The sequence below is a fragment of the Intrasporangium mesophilum genome (assembly GCF_054783095.1).
The window spans coordinates 179,190-195,802 of sequence record NZ_BAAGRF010000010.1 but is presented as its reverse complement, the minus strand read 5'-3'; the positions used below and the strand labels follow the sequence as shown (position 1 = coordinate 195,802).

The following is a 16,613-nucleotide window of genomic DNA, read 5'->3' as shown; positions in this document are numbered from 1 at the left end:
CGACCCCCATCAGTACTGATGCGTTCCGCTCGCCTTGGCACCGCTGACTGACAGGCTGAAGCTGCCGGAGGCTGCCGCCATCGCGGCGCCCGCACCGGGCAGCACTGACAACCCGGCGGCCACACCCGCCACAGCCGTGGCGCGCTTTCCAAAACGCATGAGTACCCCTTGTCTGGATCGATCCGGCCGCCTGACGGCTCGCCGGGGAGCTGTCGCGCTCCCGACAGGAAACTAGGGCAACCGCAGGCAAAAGGGCGCGATTAAAGGTTCAATCGCTCGGCCGAAGGCAGATTCAGGGTTCGTGATCACAGCCCCGTGCCGGATCCTCACGTGAGAGGCGGGCGAGTGGGGAACGTGATCCCGGGCTGACCGCGCTCGCCTGGTTTCGTTGTGGCGGACCGTGCTCACTCGCTGTTGCGGGAAGCCCACCCCAGCCGTGCTCACTCGCTCTTGTGGTTGCGCTTGCGCCATCCGCTGTCGGTCTGCCGGACGAAGCCTTCGGACTCCAGGCGTGCCAGGGCAGCACGGACGATGAGGGGCGCCACGGTCGTGACCCGCACGATCGTGTCGAGGTCTGCCCCGGCCCGGAAGGGGACGGCGTCGAGGACTGTCGCGTCTGTCGGATCGAGGCGGTCCCGGTCCAGCACGACGCCTCGGGGTGGTTCGCAGGCATCGACGCCGAGCTCGCCGACGAGGTCGATGATCTCGTCAGCGGTGGTCACGAGCACCGCCTTGCCGTCGCGGATCTCCTGGTGGCACCCGGACGAGGTCATCGAGGTGACTGGTCCCGGCACGGCCCCGACCGGTCGGCCCAGGGTCGTCGCGTGCGTCACCGTGTTGCGCGACCCCGAACGGAGGTCGGCCTCGACGACGACGGTGCCGCGGGTCAAAGCCGCGATGAGCCGGTTGCGTGACAGGAACCGACTGCGCATCGGTGCTGACCCGGGCGCTACCTCGGACACGACGATGCCAGAGCCGGCGATGCGCTCGAGCAGGTCGCGATGAGCAGCCGGGTAGGGACGCTCCACTCCCCCGGCCACCACCGCGATCGTGGGCCCCTCGACCGCGAGTGCGCCCCGGTGAGCTGCGCCGTCGATGCCGATCGCTGCGCCGGACACGACCGTCCACCCGCGGTGCGCGACTCCGGCTGCCAGGTCGGCAGCGAGCTGCTCGCCATACCGCGTCGAGGTCCGCGAACCGACGATCGCAACCGACCGCTCGACCGCGGTTGCGAGATCGATCGGACCACGCACCCAGAGGCACCACGGCGGCATGCCGAGATCATCGAGACTCGTTGGCCACTCGTCGTCGCCGGGGATCAGGAGCCGTGCCCCCACCTTCGTGGCCACGCCCAGGTCCCGCTCCGGGTCCAGCACCGCGACCCGTGGCGCGTACCGGTCGAGCTTGCCCTCACCAAGCCGGATGAGCTCGAGCGCCTCGACAGCGCCGACGCTATGCACCAAGGAGTCGACGACCTTGTCACACGGCTCCGCCACCCGCGACAAGCCCGCTCGGGCGAGTCGCTCGGGATCCGACGGCAACCGACTCATGAGAATCCGCCGCCTTGAGAATCCCGCGGCGCCGGCGTTGCCTGGACGCAGCGCAGCGAGCTGGGTCCCACGCTCTGCGTGGGAGGAACGAGCGAGCGAAGCGGAGGAAGGCAACGCCCATCAGGCGCCGCGGCACGCGCCGGAGCGAAGCGAGGCGCAAAGTAATCCCGCGGCGCCGGCATTGCCTGGACGCAGCGCAGCGCGCTGGGTCCCACGCTCTGCGTGGGAGGAACGAGCGAGCGAAGCGGAGGAAGGCAACGCCCATCAGGCGCCGCGGCACGCGCCGGAGCGAAGCGAGGCGCAAAGTAATCCCGCGGCGCTGGCATCCATCCCTTCATGCCGCCAACCCCGAGCCGTGCCGCAGGGAGAGCGCGAGGTCGACCTGGTCGCGGGCGGGCCGCTGCAGCCCGAACAGGTCAGCGATCGTCCACGAGCACCGGAGCGTGCGGTCGTAGCCGCGCAGGCTGAGCGCACCGCTCTCCAGTGCACGGTCGAGACGTGAGGTCGCCGCCGAGGGCAGCCGCCACGTCGCGCCGCGCAGGACCGAGCCCGGCACGTCGGCGTTGAGCAGTGAGCGCAGCCCGACCTCCTCAGCGAGGTCCCGCCAGCGCGCGGACTGCGCCTGCCGGGCCGCCGCCACCCGGTCGGCCACCGCCGCGGTCGGCTCACCCGGCGGCTGGCCCGCCATCGACAGGCCAGGCGGCTGGACGTGCACCTGGAGATCCACTCGGTCGAGGAGCGGACCGCTCAGCTTGGCGAAGTAGGTGCGACGCATCAACGGGCTGCACGTGCACTCGAGCCCCTTGCCCCACCCGTTGCCGCACGGGCACGGGTTCGCGGCGAGGACGAGCTGGAAGCGGGCCGGAAAAGTCACCGTCTGCTGGGCTCGAGCGATCGAGACGGTGCCGCGCTCGAGGGGAGTCCGCAAGGCCTGCAGGACCGCCTTGTCGAACTCCGGTGTCTCGTCGAGGAAGAGCACGCCCCGATGGGCCTGGGTGATGGCTCCGGGCCGGATCTGTCCGCTACCGCCACCGATGACGGCGACCTGGGAGGCGCCGTGGTGGGGCGCCACGAACGGCGGGCGGGTGATGAGCTGGACCTCTCCGCCGCTCGACCCGAGCACCCCGAGGATGGAGTGGATCGCCGTGACCTCCATGGACTCGGTCCCTTCGAGGGACGGCAGCAGGCCAGGAAGCCGCTCGGCAAGCATCGTCTTGCCGGCACCCGGCGGACCCGCCATGAGCAGGTGATGTCCACCCGCCGCCGCGATCTCGAGGGCCAGCTTCGCCTCGGACTGCCCGACGACCTCGGACAGGTCGGGCGCGGGAGCCGCGTCATGGGAGGCCGAGACCGGCACCGGAACCTCCTCGACCGGCCGGCCTTTGGCAAGGTCGTCATAGCGCCGGACGAGCTCGGCCACGTCGGCCACCGGGTGCACTCGGACGCCGGCCACGAGCCGGGCCTCGGCCGTGTTGCGCACGGGGACGACCACGTGTCGCACTCCAGCCTGCGCTGCCGAATGGACGAGCGGCAGCACCCCGCGCACCGGTCGCACCGTGCCGTCGAGGCCGACCTCGCCGATGTGCACGACCTCTCGGACCACGCGATCAGGGATGATGTCCATGGCGCTCGCCACGGCCACGAAGATGCCGAGGTCGAAGCCGACTCCGACCTTGCGCTCCCCGGCCGGCGAAAGGTTCACCGTGACGCGCCGCTGGGTGACCGGCATTCGCTCGATGAGAGAGGCGGCCGCCTTGATGCGGTCCGAGGACTGCGCGACCGCGGAGTCACCGAGCCCGCTGATCGCGAAGCCGGGCAGGCCCGCCGTCACGTGCGCCTCGACGTCGACGACGAAACCGTGCACCCCGCGCAGCCCGACCGACCGCGTGCGCCCGAGGCCCATCAGCACGCACCCCGAAGGTGCTCGAGCCGGGCTCGGCCCTGACGTGGCCGCAGGATCGAGATCACGTCGATGCGCAGCTCGGCGCCCGGCGCGAGCCCAGGGTGGTCGTCACGCCACAACCCGGCGAGACGGCGCAGCCGTCGTCGCTTGCTCCACGTGACGGCCTCGAAGGGCGCGCCGAACGCCTCCGAGCTGCGGGTCTTCACCTCGCACACGACGAGGCAGCGCCCGTCCAGCGCGACGATGTCGACCTCGCCCCGGGCGCAGCGCCAGTTGCGGTCGAGGATCGTGCAGCCCTGGGAGAGCAGGTAGCGGCAGGCGAGGCGCTCACCGTAGTCACCGAGCGCGCGAGCTGAGAAGTCCATGCCCCCACCCTCGGCGCCGGCCGGGTCGGGAGCCCACCCGGTACGCCCGGGCTGTGGATGGCCTACCACCCCGGTCAGGGGATGTGGATGACCTGCCGCCCAGCGGGCGTCAGCCGAAGTCGCCGCCCTCGGGGACCTTGATGTCCGGCTTGGGCAGCTCCTCGATGTTGACGTCCTTGAACGTCACGACACGGACGTTCTTGACGAAGCGAGCCGGCCGGTAGATGTCCCACACCCACGCGTCGGCCATCGTCACGTCGAAGAAGACCTCGCCACCGTCGGTGCGGACCTTCACGTCGACCGAGTTGGCGAGGTAGAAGCGTCGCTCGGTCTCGACCACATGGGTGAACAGGCCGACGACGTCGCGGTACTCCTTGTAGAGCTGAAGCTCCATCTCGGTCTCGTACTTCTCGAGATCTTCCGAACTCACGTCTTGCCGTTCCTCACTGCTCAGCTGCCGTCATGACCACCGGCGTGACGGGAGAGTACGCCTCGGTCCCCTCATTCAACACCCCATCAAGGCCCTCTTCGTAGACGCCGGGCAGACGCCACGAGCGCCGGTGCAGCTCGCACGGACCAAGGCGGGCCAGCGCGTCCATGTGCTCCGGCGCGGCATACCCCTTGTTGAGGCTCCAGCCGTATGCCGGGTGGTCCCCGGCGAGGGCGACCATCATCGTGTCGCGCTCGACCTTGGCCAGCACGCTCGCCGCAGCGACCGAGGAGCACTTCATGTCGGCCTTGATCATCGTGGTGACCGGGGGCGTCGAGGGCCCGGAGTCGTCGGCGAAGGCGAGCAGCCCGACCTCGGTCGGGGCGGTGAGCCAGTCGTGGTTGCCGTCGAGGATCACGAGGTCGGGCACGAGGTCGAGCGAGGCCAGCGCGCGCATCCCGGCCAGGCGCAGCGCGGCCATGATGCCGATCTCGTCGATCTCGTCGGGACCGGCGTGCCCGACGGCATAGGCCACGGCCCAGCGCTGGATGCGCGGCACGAGCCCCTGCCTGGCCTTCTCTGTGAGCAGCTTGGAGTCCTTGACCCCCATCGGGGCCGACCGGACGCTCTCGTCGATGACGACCACGCCGACGCTGACCGGTCCGGCCAGGGCACCACGGCCGACCTCGTCCATGCCTGCCAGAAGGCGATGGCCGTCGCGTTGCAGGGCGCGTTCGACGCGCAGCGACGGCTTCTTGGAGGGGGCGGGGCGAGGAGTCATCGGCCCTCCGTCAGCCCGCGGCGACCTTCGTCGCCGAGGCGGTCTGCTTGCCGCTCGGCGAGGGCGTGACCGACCCGGACGGCTTCGGGGTCGGAATGGTGGCCGGGTCGGGCACGCTCGCAAAGGTGCGCTCGGGCACGCCAAGCCAGGTCACGTGGTCGATCGGCCACACGACGAACAGGGCTCGGCCCACGATCTTGTCGATCGGCACGGATCCGTTGGTGCCGTTGTTGCCCGGCTCGTCGTGCCAGCGGCTGTCGGACGAGTCGGAGCGGTGGTCGCCCATGACCCACACCTTGCCCGGAGGCACGATGATGTCGAAAGCCTTGCCCTCGCTCGGCGCGTCGCCCGGCTTGATGTAGGGCTCGGTGATCTCGACCCCGTTGACCTTGATCTTGCCGGTGCCGCCGTCAGCCTGGACGTGGTCGCCCGGCAGGCCGATGACTCTCTTGATGAGGTGGTTCTCGGAGTCCTCCGGCAGCAGGCCGACGAAGACGAGCGCGTTGTGGAAGGGGCCGCCGACGTCGCTGTGCTCGTTGTCGACGCCCGAGAGCCACGGCGTCGGGGTGCCCGGGTCCTCGAAGACCACGACGTCGCCGCGCCGCAGGTCGAACGGACCGGGGGTCAGCTTGCTGACGATGACCCGGTCGTCCTTGACGAGGGTGTTCTCCATCGACCCGGAGGGGATGTAGAACGCCTGGAAGAGCCAGGTCTTGACGATGAACGACAGAGCCATCGCGAGCACGACGACGATGACGATCTCCTTGAGACCGGCCAGGACCGCGGAGCCGAAGCTCCGCGGCTCCGGCTCGAAATCCTCTTCGAAGTCGTCGTCGTCCATGTCGTCAGCCGAGCGCCCGCGGGTCGGGTCTTCAGGGCGTCCGGTGTACTGCGACATCACTCACCATTTCGGGGGACGGAGGCAATCTGTCCTTGGTCGACGGATCCCAGCCGACCGAGCGGCCAGTATCGCACCCAAACCTTGCCGATGATGTCCTCCTCCGGAACCATGCCACCGCCCGGGTCGCCGAGGTGGGCACGGGAGTCCGACGAGAGCACGCGGTTGTCGCCCATGACCCAGAACCGGCCCGCGGGGACGACGACGTCGAAGGTCATCGCGCTCCCCTTGACCCCCGGCGCGAGGTACGGCTCGGTGACCGCCACGCCGTTGATCTCGAGCCGGTCGTCAGCGGTGCAGCACCGCACACGGTCCCCCGGAAGCCCGATGATGCGCTTGACGTAGTCGGTCGGCTGGCCCTTGCCGAAGACGCTCTGGACTGCGTCGACGACCGTCTGGACGACGCCACGCTCGGGTGCCTTCAGGTTGAACGCCTCGGAGGCGTCGAACACGATGATGTCGCCCCGCTGAAGGTCCTCGGGCGAGGTGGTGCGCTCGACGAGGATGCGGTCGCCGACGAGCAGCGTCTGCTCCATCGACGAGCTGGGGATGCCGAAGGGCGTGACGAAGAAGGCCCGGACGACGACGACGGCCAGCAGGAACAGGAGGGGGCCGAGCAGCCACCGGTGCCGCCTGGCCGCGGCGCGCACACGGGACGACGACGGCGCGGTGGCCTCCGTCTCTGGGGTCGGTTCGGCACTCATGCCGAAGCGATCGGGACGGGAGCCACCGCGCCTCGCGTGGTCAACGAACGCCAGTCGGCGTCAGCTGTTGGTGGACCCGGACTTGGCGGGAACCGTCTCGCGCTTCTCGCGGATCTTGGCGGCCTTGCCGCGCAGGCCGCGCAGGTAGTAGAGCTTCGCGCGACGGACGTCACCGCGGGTCACGACCTCGATCTTGTCGATGATCGGGGTGTGCAGCGGGAAGGTGCGCTCGACGCCGACGCCGAACGAGATCTTGCGGACGGTGAACGTCTCGCCGATGCCACCGCCGTGACGACGGATCACGATGCCCTGGAAGACCTGGACGCGGGAGCGGGTGCCCTCGATGACCTTGACGTGGACCTTCAGCGTGTCGCCGGCGCGGAACGCGGGGATGTCGTCGCGCAGCGACGCGGCGTTGAGCTCGTCGAACGTGTGCATGATGCTTCACTTTCTTCAGGTGCCACAGGTCACCTCGACTGTCTGTCATAGGCGCGCCCGTCGGGCCGCGTGGGTCACCGTGGCGCTCGAGGCGCGGTGGTGTCCCGACTCCCCCTGTGGCAGGGGCCGTCGTATGCCGGACGCAAGGATCAAGTCTGCCAGAGCAGGCGGCATACCTGAAATCGGCGGGACGCCGCCTTGTGCCCCCGTCACCGTATGCCGCCCGGCACGGGTGCAGACTGAACATCTGGGTGTCCGCACCTGCGGCCCGTACGGTGTCGCCGTGGACGTCTCTCCCGGCTGGCCCGTCGCCATCGCCCTCGTGCTGCTGCTCATCGTCACAGTGGTCGCCGACCGCCTCGGCCGCATCCCGCTCGACCGTCAGGTCGTCGTGGCCGGACTGCGCGCGATCCTTCAGCTGTCACTGGTCGCCCTCGTCATCACTGCGGTGGTCGGCTCGATCTGGCTGTCGCTCCTCGCCGTCTGCGTGATGTTCGCGATGGCGGTGATGACGACCGCACGACGCGTGGGCGCTGCGGGCGCCTGGCCGTGGGCGGCCGCGTCGATGGCGTGCGGGGTCGTGCCTGTGGTGGCGATCGTCATCGCGACCGGCGCGGTCCCGTTCGTGGGAGTCGCCCTGATCCCGATCGCCGGCATCATCATCGGCAACACCATGACCGTCCACACCCTTGTCGGCCGCCGCACGTTCTCGGCGCTGCGCGAGGAGCATGGCCAGTACGAGGCAGCGCTGTCCGTCGGCATGACCTCTGCCCAGTCGATCGACGAGATCATCGCGCGACGCGTTCCGGAGGGGATCATCCCCAGTCTCGACCAGGTGCGCACCTCGGGCCTCGTGACCCTCCCAGGCGCCTTCATCGGCGTGATGCTCGGCGGCGGAAGCGCCGTCCAGGCCGCCACCGCGCAGGTGCTCGTGCTGTTCGCGATCATGGCCACCCAGGCGATCACCGCCGGCGTTCAGGCAAGCCTGATCCGGCAGCGCCGCATGCTCCCGGACGACCTCCGCGTGGCGCTCGTGTCGTAGAGGTGGCCTATGCTCGCCGGCGCTTGACCAGGGTCACGGCGCCCGGGATGGGTGGCACGGCGTCCCGCACGAGGCGGTACCCGGCCTTCCGGTACATCCGAAGGTTGTCTGTGCTCTTGGCACCGGTGTTGAGCGAGAACGTCCGTATGCCGTCCGGCGCGGTCGACTCGGCATGCTCGAGAAGGCGCCGGCCCAGTCCATGACCTTGCAGGTCCGGAACGACGCAGAGCCGCCCGATGAACCAGTCGTCGCCGTCGCGCGACGTGCGCACCGCGCCGACGAGCCGACCCGCCTTTCGCGCCACCCAGGTCTGCGTCGTACGCAGCGACTCCGTCACGTCGTCGAGCGACTCGGTCAGGGCCGGGATCGCCAGCGTGTCGTTGGCGAGCGCCTCCTGCACCCAGCACGCTCGCATGAGCACCTGCAGCTCCGGAGCGTCGCCCGCCGTCGCGGCGACGATCTCGACCTCCGTGTCACCGTGTGACGCGTGCAGCAGGTCGGGGCGACGCGCCGCCGTCCGCGAGAGGCGCTGACCGTGGCGCCAGGCTGCGATCGCCGCGTGGTTGCCCGAGAGCAGGACCGCGGGCACGTCCCGGCCGTTCCAGGACCTCGGCTTGGTGTAGATCGGGTACTCGAGCAGCCCGTCCTCGTGGGACTCCTCGACGAGCGACTCGGCGTTGCCGATCACTCCGGGGATGAGCCGACCGATGGCCTCGACCATCGCCAGCACGGCGACCTCGCCACCGTTGAGGACGTAGTCGCCGAGGCTGACGACGGACACCTCGAGTCCGAGGTCCTCGCGCGCGTGCTCGTAGACCCGCTCGTCGATGCCTTCGTAGCGACCGCACGCAAACGCCAGCCACGACTCGGCGGCAAGCTCGCGCGCGAGCGACTGCGTGAACGGCACGCCGCCGGGGCCGGGCACCACGAGACGGGGCTTCGACTCCGAACCGCGTTGCGCGACAACGTGTTCGAGTGCCTCCGACCACGGCTGAGGCTTCATGACCATCCCGGCGCCGCCACCATACGGCGTGTCATCCACGGTCCGATGCCGGTCGTGGGTGAAGTCGCGGAGGTCGTGCACATGGACGTCGAGCAGGCCATCCTCGCGGGCCTTGCCGATCAGCGAAAGATCAAGTGGCGCAAGGTAGTCGGGGAAGATCGACACGACATCGATGCGCATCGCCGGGACCGGAACCGTTGGTGTCACTCGTTTCCTTCGCGATAGAGGTCGAACAGCCCTGGTGGGGGGTCGACCACGACGTGGTCGTTCGCGACGGTCGGGACGATCCGCTTGACGAACGGGACGTAGGCCGTGACCCCGTCGGTCAGGGTCAGCACCAGGCGGTCCTGCGCGGTCCCGATCTCCAGGCCGCTGACGGTGCCGATCCGCTCGCCGTGAACGTCTCGAACCTCGAGCCCGACGAGGTCCTCCTCGTAGTACCCCTCGTCCTCGATCGGCGCTGCGTCGGCGAGGACGAGCCGCGTGCCGCGCAGGCTCTCGGCACCGGTGCGGTCGGGGATCTCCTCGAAGGACAGCAGCCAGATCCCCCGGTGGACGCGAGTGGAGGCGATAGTGAGCGACCGGGGCACACCCGATCCCGGCGCAGCCTCGGTGGCCAGCACGGTGCCGACCGCGAAGCGCCCTTCAGGGTCGTCGGTGTGCAGCTGGACGGTGACCTCTCCACGCAGACCGTGGGGTTTGCCGATGCGGGCGAGGACGACGTTCATGCCGGGAATCCTCTCAGGTCGATGTCCTTTTCACGCGGTGTGGCGCGCACACTCACAGCCCGGCCCAGCCGCATATGGCAACCCGGCGCAACGGCCTACCGGGCCCTGGCTCCACCCGTCGGGGGGACGGCGAAGGGGCGTCCCGGAATACCCGGAACGCCCCTTTCGTGGGGTCTTGGCGACCCTCAGCGCACGCGGTCGGTGTCGACGATGTCGACCCGGACGTTCGAGTTGCCCGCCAGGGCGCCGACGACGGTGCGCAGCGCGCTCGCCGTGCGGCCGGAACGCCCGATGACGCGGCCGAGGTCATCCGGGTGGACCCGGACCTCGAGCAGCTCACCGCGGCGCAGCTCCTTGCGACGCACGACGACATCCTCGTCGTGGTCGACGATGCCCTTGACGAGGTGCTCGAGCGCCTCCTCGAGCATGCTCAGGCCTCGGCCCCGGCGTCAGCGGTCGGCGCGGTCTCCGCCGGAGCGGCCTCCGCCTCGGCGGCGGGAGCCTCGTCCTTGGCGGCGGCCTTCTTGGCCGGCCGGCGCTTCGACGCGCCGTCGGAGTCCGCGGACTTGCCGCCAGCGGCAGCGACGGCAGCCTCGTACAGGTCCTTCTTCGACGCCTTCGGCTCCTTGGTCTGGAGCCTGCCCTCGTCGACGACCTTGAGCAGCGCGGCGACGGCCTCGGTCGGCTGCGCACCCTGGCTCAGCCAGTACTTGGCGCGATCCATGTCGATCTCGATGAGCGACGGCTGCTCGGTCGGGTGGTACTTGCCGATCTCCTCGATCGCGCGACCATCGCGCTTGGTGCGCGAGTCCATGACGACGACGCGGTAGAACGGTGCACGGATCTTGCCCATGCGCTTCAGACGAATCTTGACGGCCACGTTTGTGGTGTCTCCTGTTTCTGTGTTGTGAGCACGGCGAGACCGGGTGGGGAACACGCGGGGTGCCGGGGCTCGGTGTAGGCGTCCGGTCCTGCCGAGAGGGTGCGCGGCCGGACGGGTACAGCCGTCCATTGTGCCAGACCTGCGAGGATGCTCCGAACCGGCGACACCGCTGGGCTCGAGCCGGCGCTCAGCGCTGGAATGCCGCACGCACGGCCAGGGCGTGCCGGGTGACGTCCCGCCTGCTGACGTCGGTCTCGGAGTCGAAGACCGGCACCGAGGTCGGGTCGAACCCGGCCCGGGCGAGTCCCATCCTCAGCTCGGGCCCGGTGAGGCGGCACTCGACGACGCCGCCGATCGGCGAGGAGCGCAGCAGCTCGAACAGCATCGCCGGCTCGGGCACCGTGGCCGCCGAGTAGAGCGGAAGGCCGAGCTCGAGCGCGAGGGCCCTGGCGAGGCCGAAGCTGCCGTAGCCGGGGGCTCCCTTGACCACGCAGGCGATGCGCTTCTGGCCGTGGGTCTGGTACGGCGCCGCCGGCCAGTCGGACGAGAGCATCGTGTACCGGTCGTGGTCACGCCAGCCGCGACGGCCGTCGATCCCAGGAAGGAAGAGGAAGTCGCGCGAGAAGCCCTCGTGAGCGAAGCCGAGCGACCGGACCAGACCGGCGGAGCGGGTGTTCGCGGGCTGGATGTTCGCCTCGATCCGGTGCAGGCCCATGCCCTGAGGCGGGTCCGCGAAGACGATGTCGAGGGTGAGCGACAGCCCTTCCACGAAAAGGCCCCGGCCGGCATACGGGTCGTAGGCGTCGTAGCCCACGGTGGCGCTGCGGAACGCGCCCTCGACGACGTTCGCGACGTTGATCCGGCCGACCAGGCCGTGACTCCCCTCGGGGTCCCGCGCGTGCACCAGGAACGTGCGGTAGACGGGCGACTGGTTCTGCAGGACGATCCGGAAGTTGTGCGGGTCCGGGATCGCGAACGCCGACAGCCGGCGCGTCGACATGGTCACGGCCTCGACGTATGCCGCCCCGTCCGCCGACGCGGGTGGCCGCACCTCGACGCTCTCCCCCACCGCCGTCAGGGGCGGGTCGGCCGGCAGCGGTTCGCCGGAGCGCTGCTCAGACGACAACGCGACCTCGCAGGACCACTCCCTTGGGGTCGGCCACGACCGTGATGTCCTCGCGCGGGTCGGCGCCGTAGACCACGAGATCGGCGTCGGCACCCTCGACCAGCCCGGGGCGCCCGAGCCATTCGCGGGCCCCCCACGTCGCCGCCGACAGCACCTCGCCGATGCTGAGGCCGGCCTTGGTGAGCTCGACCATCTCCTGCGCGACGAGCCCGTGCGGGAGGCTTCCACCCGCGTCTGTCCCGACGTAGATCGCGATGCCCGCCTCGTGCGCCGCCCCGATCGTGTCGTAGCGCCGCTCGAAGAGGTCGATCATGTGCCGATGGTAGGCGGGGAACTTCTCCTGCGCCGGGGCGGCGAATGCGGGGAAGCCGGCGATGTTGACCAGGGTCGGGACGATCGCGATGCCCTGTGCTGCAAAGGTGTCGATGGAGTCCTGCTGGAGGCCGGTTGCGTGCTCGATGCAGTCGATGCCCGCCGCGGCGAGGTCTCGGAGCGACTCCTCGCCGAAGCAGTGGGCCGTGACTCGGACGCCCTCCTCGTGGGCGGCTGCGACCGCGTCGGCCACGGCCTGCCGCGACCAGCTGGGCGCGAGGTCCCCGGCATCCCGGTCGATCCAGTCGCCGACCAGCTTCACCCACCCGTCGCCGTGATGCGCCTCGACCCTGACGTGCTGGACGAGCTCGCCCTCCTCGACCTCGTGGGCGTAGTTGCGCAGGTAGCGCCTCGTGCGGGCGATGTGGCGTCCGGCGCGGATGATCTTCGGAAGGTCGTCACGCGCGTCCACCCAGCGAGTGTCGCCAGGCTGTCCCGCGTCACGGATCAGGAGCGTCCCGCGGTCGCGGTCCGTCAGCGCCTGGCGCTCCGCCTCGTCACGCGGCACCTCGCCCTCCGGGCCCAGCCCCACATGGCAGTGTGCGTCCACCAGACCCGGCAGCGCCCAGCCTTCGAGTGTCTCGATGTCAGCACCGCTTCCTGGGCGCGTGAAGGTCACCCTCCCGTCGACGACCCACAGCTCGTCGACGACATCGTCCGGTCCGACGAGCACCTGACCTCGGACATGGAGCACGGGTGCACTCATGTCCTCGACCCTAGCTGCCGGCCCGCCCCAGGATCGTGAGGATCTGCGACCAGTACGGCAGCAGGGTGCCGTGGTGGCCGGCACCTTCGCGGACGACAAGTGTCGACGTGGGCAGCCGCTCGTGCAGCCATCGCCCGTGCGCGATCGGCACCATCCGGTCGTGGTCGCCGTACCACAGCCACACCGGAGCGACGACCGAGGCGAGGTCGAAGTCCCAGCCGACAGCGAACGCGACGGTGTCGCGCGAGACGCCGCGGTAGGACGGCACACCCGGCCGCCCGCCCGGCATCCACGGCTCGAGGATCTCCGGGGAGACGAACGACCCCGGCCGGTGGCCGCTGTGCCGCAGGTGGCTGTCGGCCATCCAGGCGTATGCCGCATGGGTCGGGTGGCTGTGTGGTGGCCGGTCGCGCGTGGCGTGGTCCGGGTCCGGCGGTGTCGGGGTAGCGTCGCCGTCGGGTCGCGCCACGGTCGCCGAGACGTCGCGCAGCTGCTGGGCGGCGGCATCCGGTGCGCCGGCGGTCCCCGACGCCAGCGCCGCGTCGTTGAGCGCGACCGCACCGTCGACGTCGCCCTCGAGGGCCATGCGGATCGCCGGGTCGTCGATGGCCGTCTCATCAAGCTCGAGCACGGGTCCGATCCCGGCGACGACCCCGACGGCGGTCACGACCTCCGGGTGCGTCGCTGCCGCCGCCAAGGCGTACGGGCCTCCCCCAGACGCGCCGAGGCAGGCGAACCGCTCGATCCCCAGCTCGGCAGCGACGTCGACGGCATCCTGCGCGACCGAGCTCAGCGTCGTCGAGACATCGCCGGAGCCGCCGTACCCGGGTCGTGAGAACGCCAGCAGCCGGACCCCAGCGCGATGAGCGGCCCCGTCGCCGAGGGCTGCCTGGAGCCGCCCGGCCGGAGTGCCATGGAAGTAGAGAACAGGAGAACCAGTCGGGTCGCCCCCGTGCCATGTGTCGACCCGACGGCCATCTGGCAGGCGCACCTGCCCGAGGCCTTTCGTCGTGACCACGGATCGAGCGTATTGCCCCGACATGCCCGCAGGTAGGGCGCACGCCGGGACGATCCGCGACTCGATCACCGGCAATGTGCTCGTTGTCCTGATATGTCCGCCCGCACCGGACATCGACGCATCGCCCGGGCGCGTCGACGGTTCAGCCGCGGAGCAGGCGAGGGACCGCGAAGACGTCGACCAGGGCCCGGCCACGCAGGACGGTGATCTCCATGGACCGGTCGATCGCCTCGTCCAGCAGGATCCGCTGGAGCGACTGTGCATCCGAGAGTCCCTTGCCGTCGGCGGCGACCACGACGTCCCCTCGCATCAGCCCGGCCAGCTCGGCCGGGCTGCCGGGGACGACCTCGACGATGCGCAGCGCGGTCCGTCGGCCCAGGCGAGCCGCGATGTCGTCGGAGACCGGGACTGGCGCTGTGACGAGACCGAGGTAGGCGCGCCGCACGTGACCGTCCTCGACGAGCGACTCGACGATCCTGCGGGTGGTGGTGTTGATCGGGACCGCGAGGCCCAGTCCGACGCCCGCGACCGCCGTGTTGATGCCCACCACTCGCGCCCCCGAGTCCGCCAGCGCTCCACCGGAGTTGCCGGGGTTGAGTGCCGCGTCGGTCTGGATCACGTCCTCGACGAAGCGCGTCGTCGCACCGGACCGGGTCGGCAGCGACCGACCCAGGGCACTGACCACGCCGGCGGTCACGCTGCCCTCGAGGCCGAGCGGGTTGCCGATCGCGACCACCACATGCCCGACCTTGAGCCGGTCGGCGTCGCCGTACTCCGGTGGCGACCTGAGGGACTCCTCGGACCGCACCACCGCGAGGTCCGACAGCGGGTCCGAGCCGACGAGGTGCACCCGGACGGACGTGCCGTCCGCGAAATGGGCGGTGCCACGGTCCACGCCCTCGACGACGTGAGCGTTGGTGAGCATCAGCCCGTCAGCGGTCAGGACCACGGCCGAACCGCCACCCTCGGCCATCCCACCACGGACCGGCCGGCTGACTCGAAGGCTCGCCACGACCGGGGTGAGCCGCTCGGCGACGCTGCTCACCGTTCGCGAGTAGGCGTCCAAAGCGTCGTCGCCCGAGCTGTGCGCCGCCGGTGGCATCTCGAAGACGGCCATGCGTGCTCCTGCTGTCTGACCGCGACCGGATCGCGGTGCGTCTCACCAATCCAGCGAACGAGACGCAGCCACCATTCCCACCACCGCCCCCAGTTCGCCCGAGGCGAACACAAGCAGCCAGCCGTCCAGAGCCAGCCCTCCAGAGCCAGCCCTCCAGAGCCAGCCCTCCATGGCCAGCCCTCCATGGCCAGCAATCCAGAGCCAGCCCTCGTGGGTGGCCGGATCCACGTCCTCGTCCCGGCGCCGGCAACGCCGCGCGACGTCGCCTGGGTCTCCATCCGCAGGACCCACCTGTCGGGCGAGGGCCTCGTCGAGCGCGGGCCGCTGCGCTGGTCATCCTCCGCGCGAGCCGTCGTGGATGCGGCCGCGCACGCGTCCACGGACGCTGATGCACGGGCCCTGATCATCCACGCCGTGCAGGACCGGCGGGTGCGCCTCGATGACGTGGCGACGAGCTCGCATGGGATGAGCCCAGGTTCTTGCCGGGAATTCTCGAGCTACAGATGGTTGGCGCTGTGCGACGAGGGTGGTTACCTCGGCCGACATCGCGAGATGTCGGCCGAGGTCCCGGTTCGATGGGCGTATTCTGCCTCCGAAAAGTTCAAACCTCTTCCCTTGCAATGTGCTGCTAGGGGTCTATGCCACTTCGATATTCACCGTAAGGTATGTGTTTCGGAACGGGTCTGGCGAGCAGCATGGTATTCAGCGTCTGGTTGTACACATCGCGAGCGGCAATATACACACTGTCTGGTACGCCGGTTGTGACATTCCATTGACGACTTACGCGAAACGTGTCTTTGACCTCCTGGTACGACAGCTCGTCAGAGCTCGAGACACGCCTGATCAGCTTGTTGTCCGGCTCTTCGAGGTTCGCCATGCTGATGACTTCGCCCACCGGCGCGTAGATGTTCGCAAAGCTTGCTGAAAATCCCACTGGCCATGGTGGATTGAATCGTCTCTGCATCCTCCCGCAAACCCGCATTATTGTGCTGCCCACTTTGAGATGGGTAGCCATCTTGGCAGCATGCAGCCAATCGAGAAAACCATACGAACGATCATCTGTGCGCTCAAGCGGCGTAGCCACCGATGAAAGCGTCCCAGTGCCGCGCACGACCACCGTCGGAATGGTCCGATCTGCGAGCACGCGGGCAAAGTCGTCCGGTGTCGCCCTCATGAACGTGACCGGCACTCTGTCGATGGACCGGTAATGACCTACCAACGACGCGGCGTCCGACTCGTAGAACTCATAGTCGTCACGCGGATCCTGCACCAAGCTCGGAACGAAAGGCATCATGATCGCCACCTTGGCGCCCGGCGCATCCTCGACGCTGAATTGTCCACGCGCCTTCATATATTCTCTGTTGCGAAGCACCTTCTTGTATGCTTGATGGTCCCTCATCGGCGCTGCCTACTTGCGGCGAACGGCAGTATTGCCGAAGCTCCCCCTGCCACAAACGCACCCCCTTATCAACTTCCTTCACGTACGCGTTGGTGAGTATTGCTCTCTGCACTCTGGCTCCTGCGCCGCCTGGCTAGGACGGCAACCATT

At 69.6% G+C, this 16,613-nt stretch carries 19 protein-coding genes; 1 reads left to right on the top strand and 18 read right to left on the bottom strand.

The genetic code is table 11. From position 1 onward, the window contains the following. Positions 1–9: 9 nt before the first annotated feature. From ACYVLP_RS10215 to rplS, 9 genes are all read right to left on the bottom strand, one after another. A complete protein-coding gene (locus ACYVLP_RS10215; protein ID WP_460627223.1) occupies positions 10–159 on the bottom strand; it encodes a hypothetical protein in 150 nt (49 codons plus the stop codon). A gap of 281 nt (positions 160–440) precedes the next feature. Then, positions 441–1,460: a DNA-processing protein DprA gene (dprA, locus tag ACYVLP_RS10210; RefSeq protein WP_460627298.1), complete on the bottom strand. Its 1,020-nt coding sequence runs from the start codon at positions 1,458–1,460 to the stop codon at positions 441–443. Between the two features lie 424 nt (positions 1,461–1,884). Next, positions 1,885–3,453, bottom strand: coding sequence for a YifB family Mg chelatase-like AAA ATPase (locus ACYVLP_RS10205; RefSeq protein ID WP_460627222.1), 1,569 nt, complete (start codon positions 3,451–3,453; stop codon positions 1,885–1,887). Further along, positions 3,453–3,818, bottom strand: coding sequence for a YraN family protein (locus ACYVLP_RS10200; protein WP_460627221.1), 366 nt, complete (start codon positions 3,816–3,818; stop codon positions 3,453–3,455). Before ACYVLP_RS10200 ends, ACYVLP_RS10205 begins: the two co-directional genes overlap by 1 nt. Positions 3,819–3,927: 109 nt before the next feature. After that, positions 3,928–4,248: a DUF2469 domain-containing protein gene (locus ACYVLP_RS10195; protein ID WP_452268498.1), complete on the bottom strand. Its 321-nt coding sequence runs from the start codon at positions 4,246–4,248 to the stop codon at positions 3,928–3,930. Positions 4,249–4,261: 13 nt separating this feature from the next. After that, positions 4,262–5,029 (bottom strand): ribonuclease HII, encoded by a 768-nt coding sequence (locus ACYVLP_RS10190; RefSeq protein ID WP_460627220.1) that lies wholly within the window; start codon positions 5,027–5,029, stop codon positions 4,262–4,264. Positions 5,030–5,039: 10 nt separating this feature from the next. Further along, positions 5,040–5,927 carry a signal peptidase I gene (gene lepB / locus ACYVLP_RS10185; RefSeq protein WP_460627219.1) on the bottom strand — a complete coding sequence of 296 codons (888 nt, stop codon included), beginning with the start codon at positions 5,925–5,927 and terminating at the stop codon, positions 5,040–5,042. Continuing rightward, positions 5,927–6,631, bottom strand: a complete 705-nt coding sequence (gene lepB / locus ACYVLP_RS10180) for a signal peptidase I (RefSeq protein WP_460627218.1) — start codon at positions 6,629–6,631, stop codon at positions 5,927–5,929. The genes lepB (ACYVLP_RS10185) and lepB (ACYVLP_RS10180) overlap by 1 nt, the downstream gene beginning before the upstream one ends. Positions 6,632–6,691: 60 nt before the next feature. Beyond that, complete coding sequence (gene rplS, locus ACYVLP_RS10175; RefSeq protein ID WP_460627217.1) at positions 6,692–7,069, bottom strand: 50S ribosomal protein L19; 378 nt, start codon at positions 7,067–7,069, stop codon at positions 6,692–6,694. A 283-nt stretch (positions 7,070–7,352) separates the two neighbouring features. Here rplS and ACYVLP_RS10170 point away from each other — a divergent pair, with 283 nt between their 5' ends. After that, positions 7,353–8,111: an ABC transporter permease gene (locus ACYVLP_RS10170; protein ID WP_460627216.1), complete on the top strand. Its 759-nt coding sequence runs from the start codon at positions 7,353–7,355 to the stop codon at positions 8,109–8,111. Positions 8,112–8,118: 7 nt separating this feature from the next. Here ACYVLP_RS10170 and trmD read toward each other — a convergent pair whose 3' ends face one another. From trmD to ACYVLP_RS10125, 9 genes are all read right to left on the bottom strand, one after another. Beyond that, a complete protein-coding gene (trmD, locus tag ACYVLP_RS10165) occupies positions 8,119–9,294 on the bottom strand; it encodes a tRNA (guanosine(37)-N1)-methyltransferase TrmD (protein WP_460627297.1) in 1,176 nt (391 codons plus the stop codon). Positions 9,295–9,317: 23 nt separating this feature from the next. Continuing rightward, positions 9,318–9,842: a ribosome maturation factor RimM gene (gene rimM, locus ACYVLP_RS10160; protein WP_460627215.1), complete on the bottom strand. Its 525-nt coding sequence runs from the start codon at positions 9,840–9,842 to the stop codon at positions 9,318–9,320. A 185-nt stretch (positions 9,843–10,027) separates the two neighbouring features. Further along, positions 10,028–10,270, bottom strand: a complete 243-nt coding sequence (locus tag ACYVLP_RS10155) for an RNA-binding protein (RefSeq protein ID WP_045191668.1) — start codon at positions 10,268–10,270, stop codon at positions 10,028–10,030. 2 nt (positions 10,271–10,272) lie between these two features. Beyond that, a complete protein-coding gene (gene rpsP, locus ACYVLP_RS10150; RefSeq protein ID WP_460627214.1) occupies positions 10,273–10,722 on the bottom strand; it encodes a 30S ribosomal protein S16 in 450 nt (149 codons plus the stop codon). Between the two features lie 190 nt (positions 10,723–10,912). Further along, on the bottom strand, positions 10,913–11,851 hold the full coding sequence (locus tag ACYVLP_RS10145) for a GNAT family N-acetyltransferase (RefSeq protein WP_460627213.1): 939 nt from the start codon (positions 11,849–11,851) through the stop codon (positions 10,913–10,915). Beyond that, positions 11,841–12,929 carry an amidohydrolase family protein gene (locus ACYVLP_RS10140; RefSeq protein ID WP_460627212.1) on the bottom strand — a complete coding sequence of 363 codons (1,089 nt, stop codon included), beginning with the start codon at positions 12,927–12,929 and terminating at the stop codon, positions 11,841–11,843. Before ACYVLP_RS10140 ends, ACYVLP_RS10145 begins: the two co-directional genes overlap by 11 nt. A 10-nt stretch (positions 12,930–12,939) precedes the next feature. After that, positions 12,940–13,947 carry an alpha/beta fold hydrolase gene (locus tag ACYVLP_RS10135; protein ID WP_460627211.1) on the bottom strand — a complete coding sequence of 336 codons (1,008 nt, stop codon included), beginning with the start codon at positions 13,945–13,947 and terminating at the stop codon, positions 12,940–12,942. A gap of 142 nt (positions 13,948–14,089) precedes the next feature. After that, complete coding sequence (locus tag ACYVLP_RS10130; RefSeq protein ID WP_460627210.1) at positions 14,090–15,064, bottom strand: S1C family serine protease; 975 nt, start codon at positions 15,062–15,064, stop codon at positions 14,090–14,092. A 628-nt stretch (positions 15,065–15,692) separates the two neighbouring features. Next, positions 15,693–16,463 carry a hypothetical protein gene (locus ACYVLP_RS10125; protein ID WP_460627209.1) on the bottom strand — a complete coding sequence of 257 codons (771 nt, stop codon included), beginning with the start codon at positions 16,461–16,463 and terminating at the stop codon, positions 15,693–15,695. Positions 16,464–16,613: the final 150 nt, after the last annotated feature.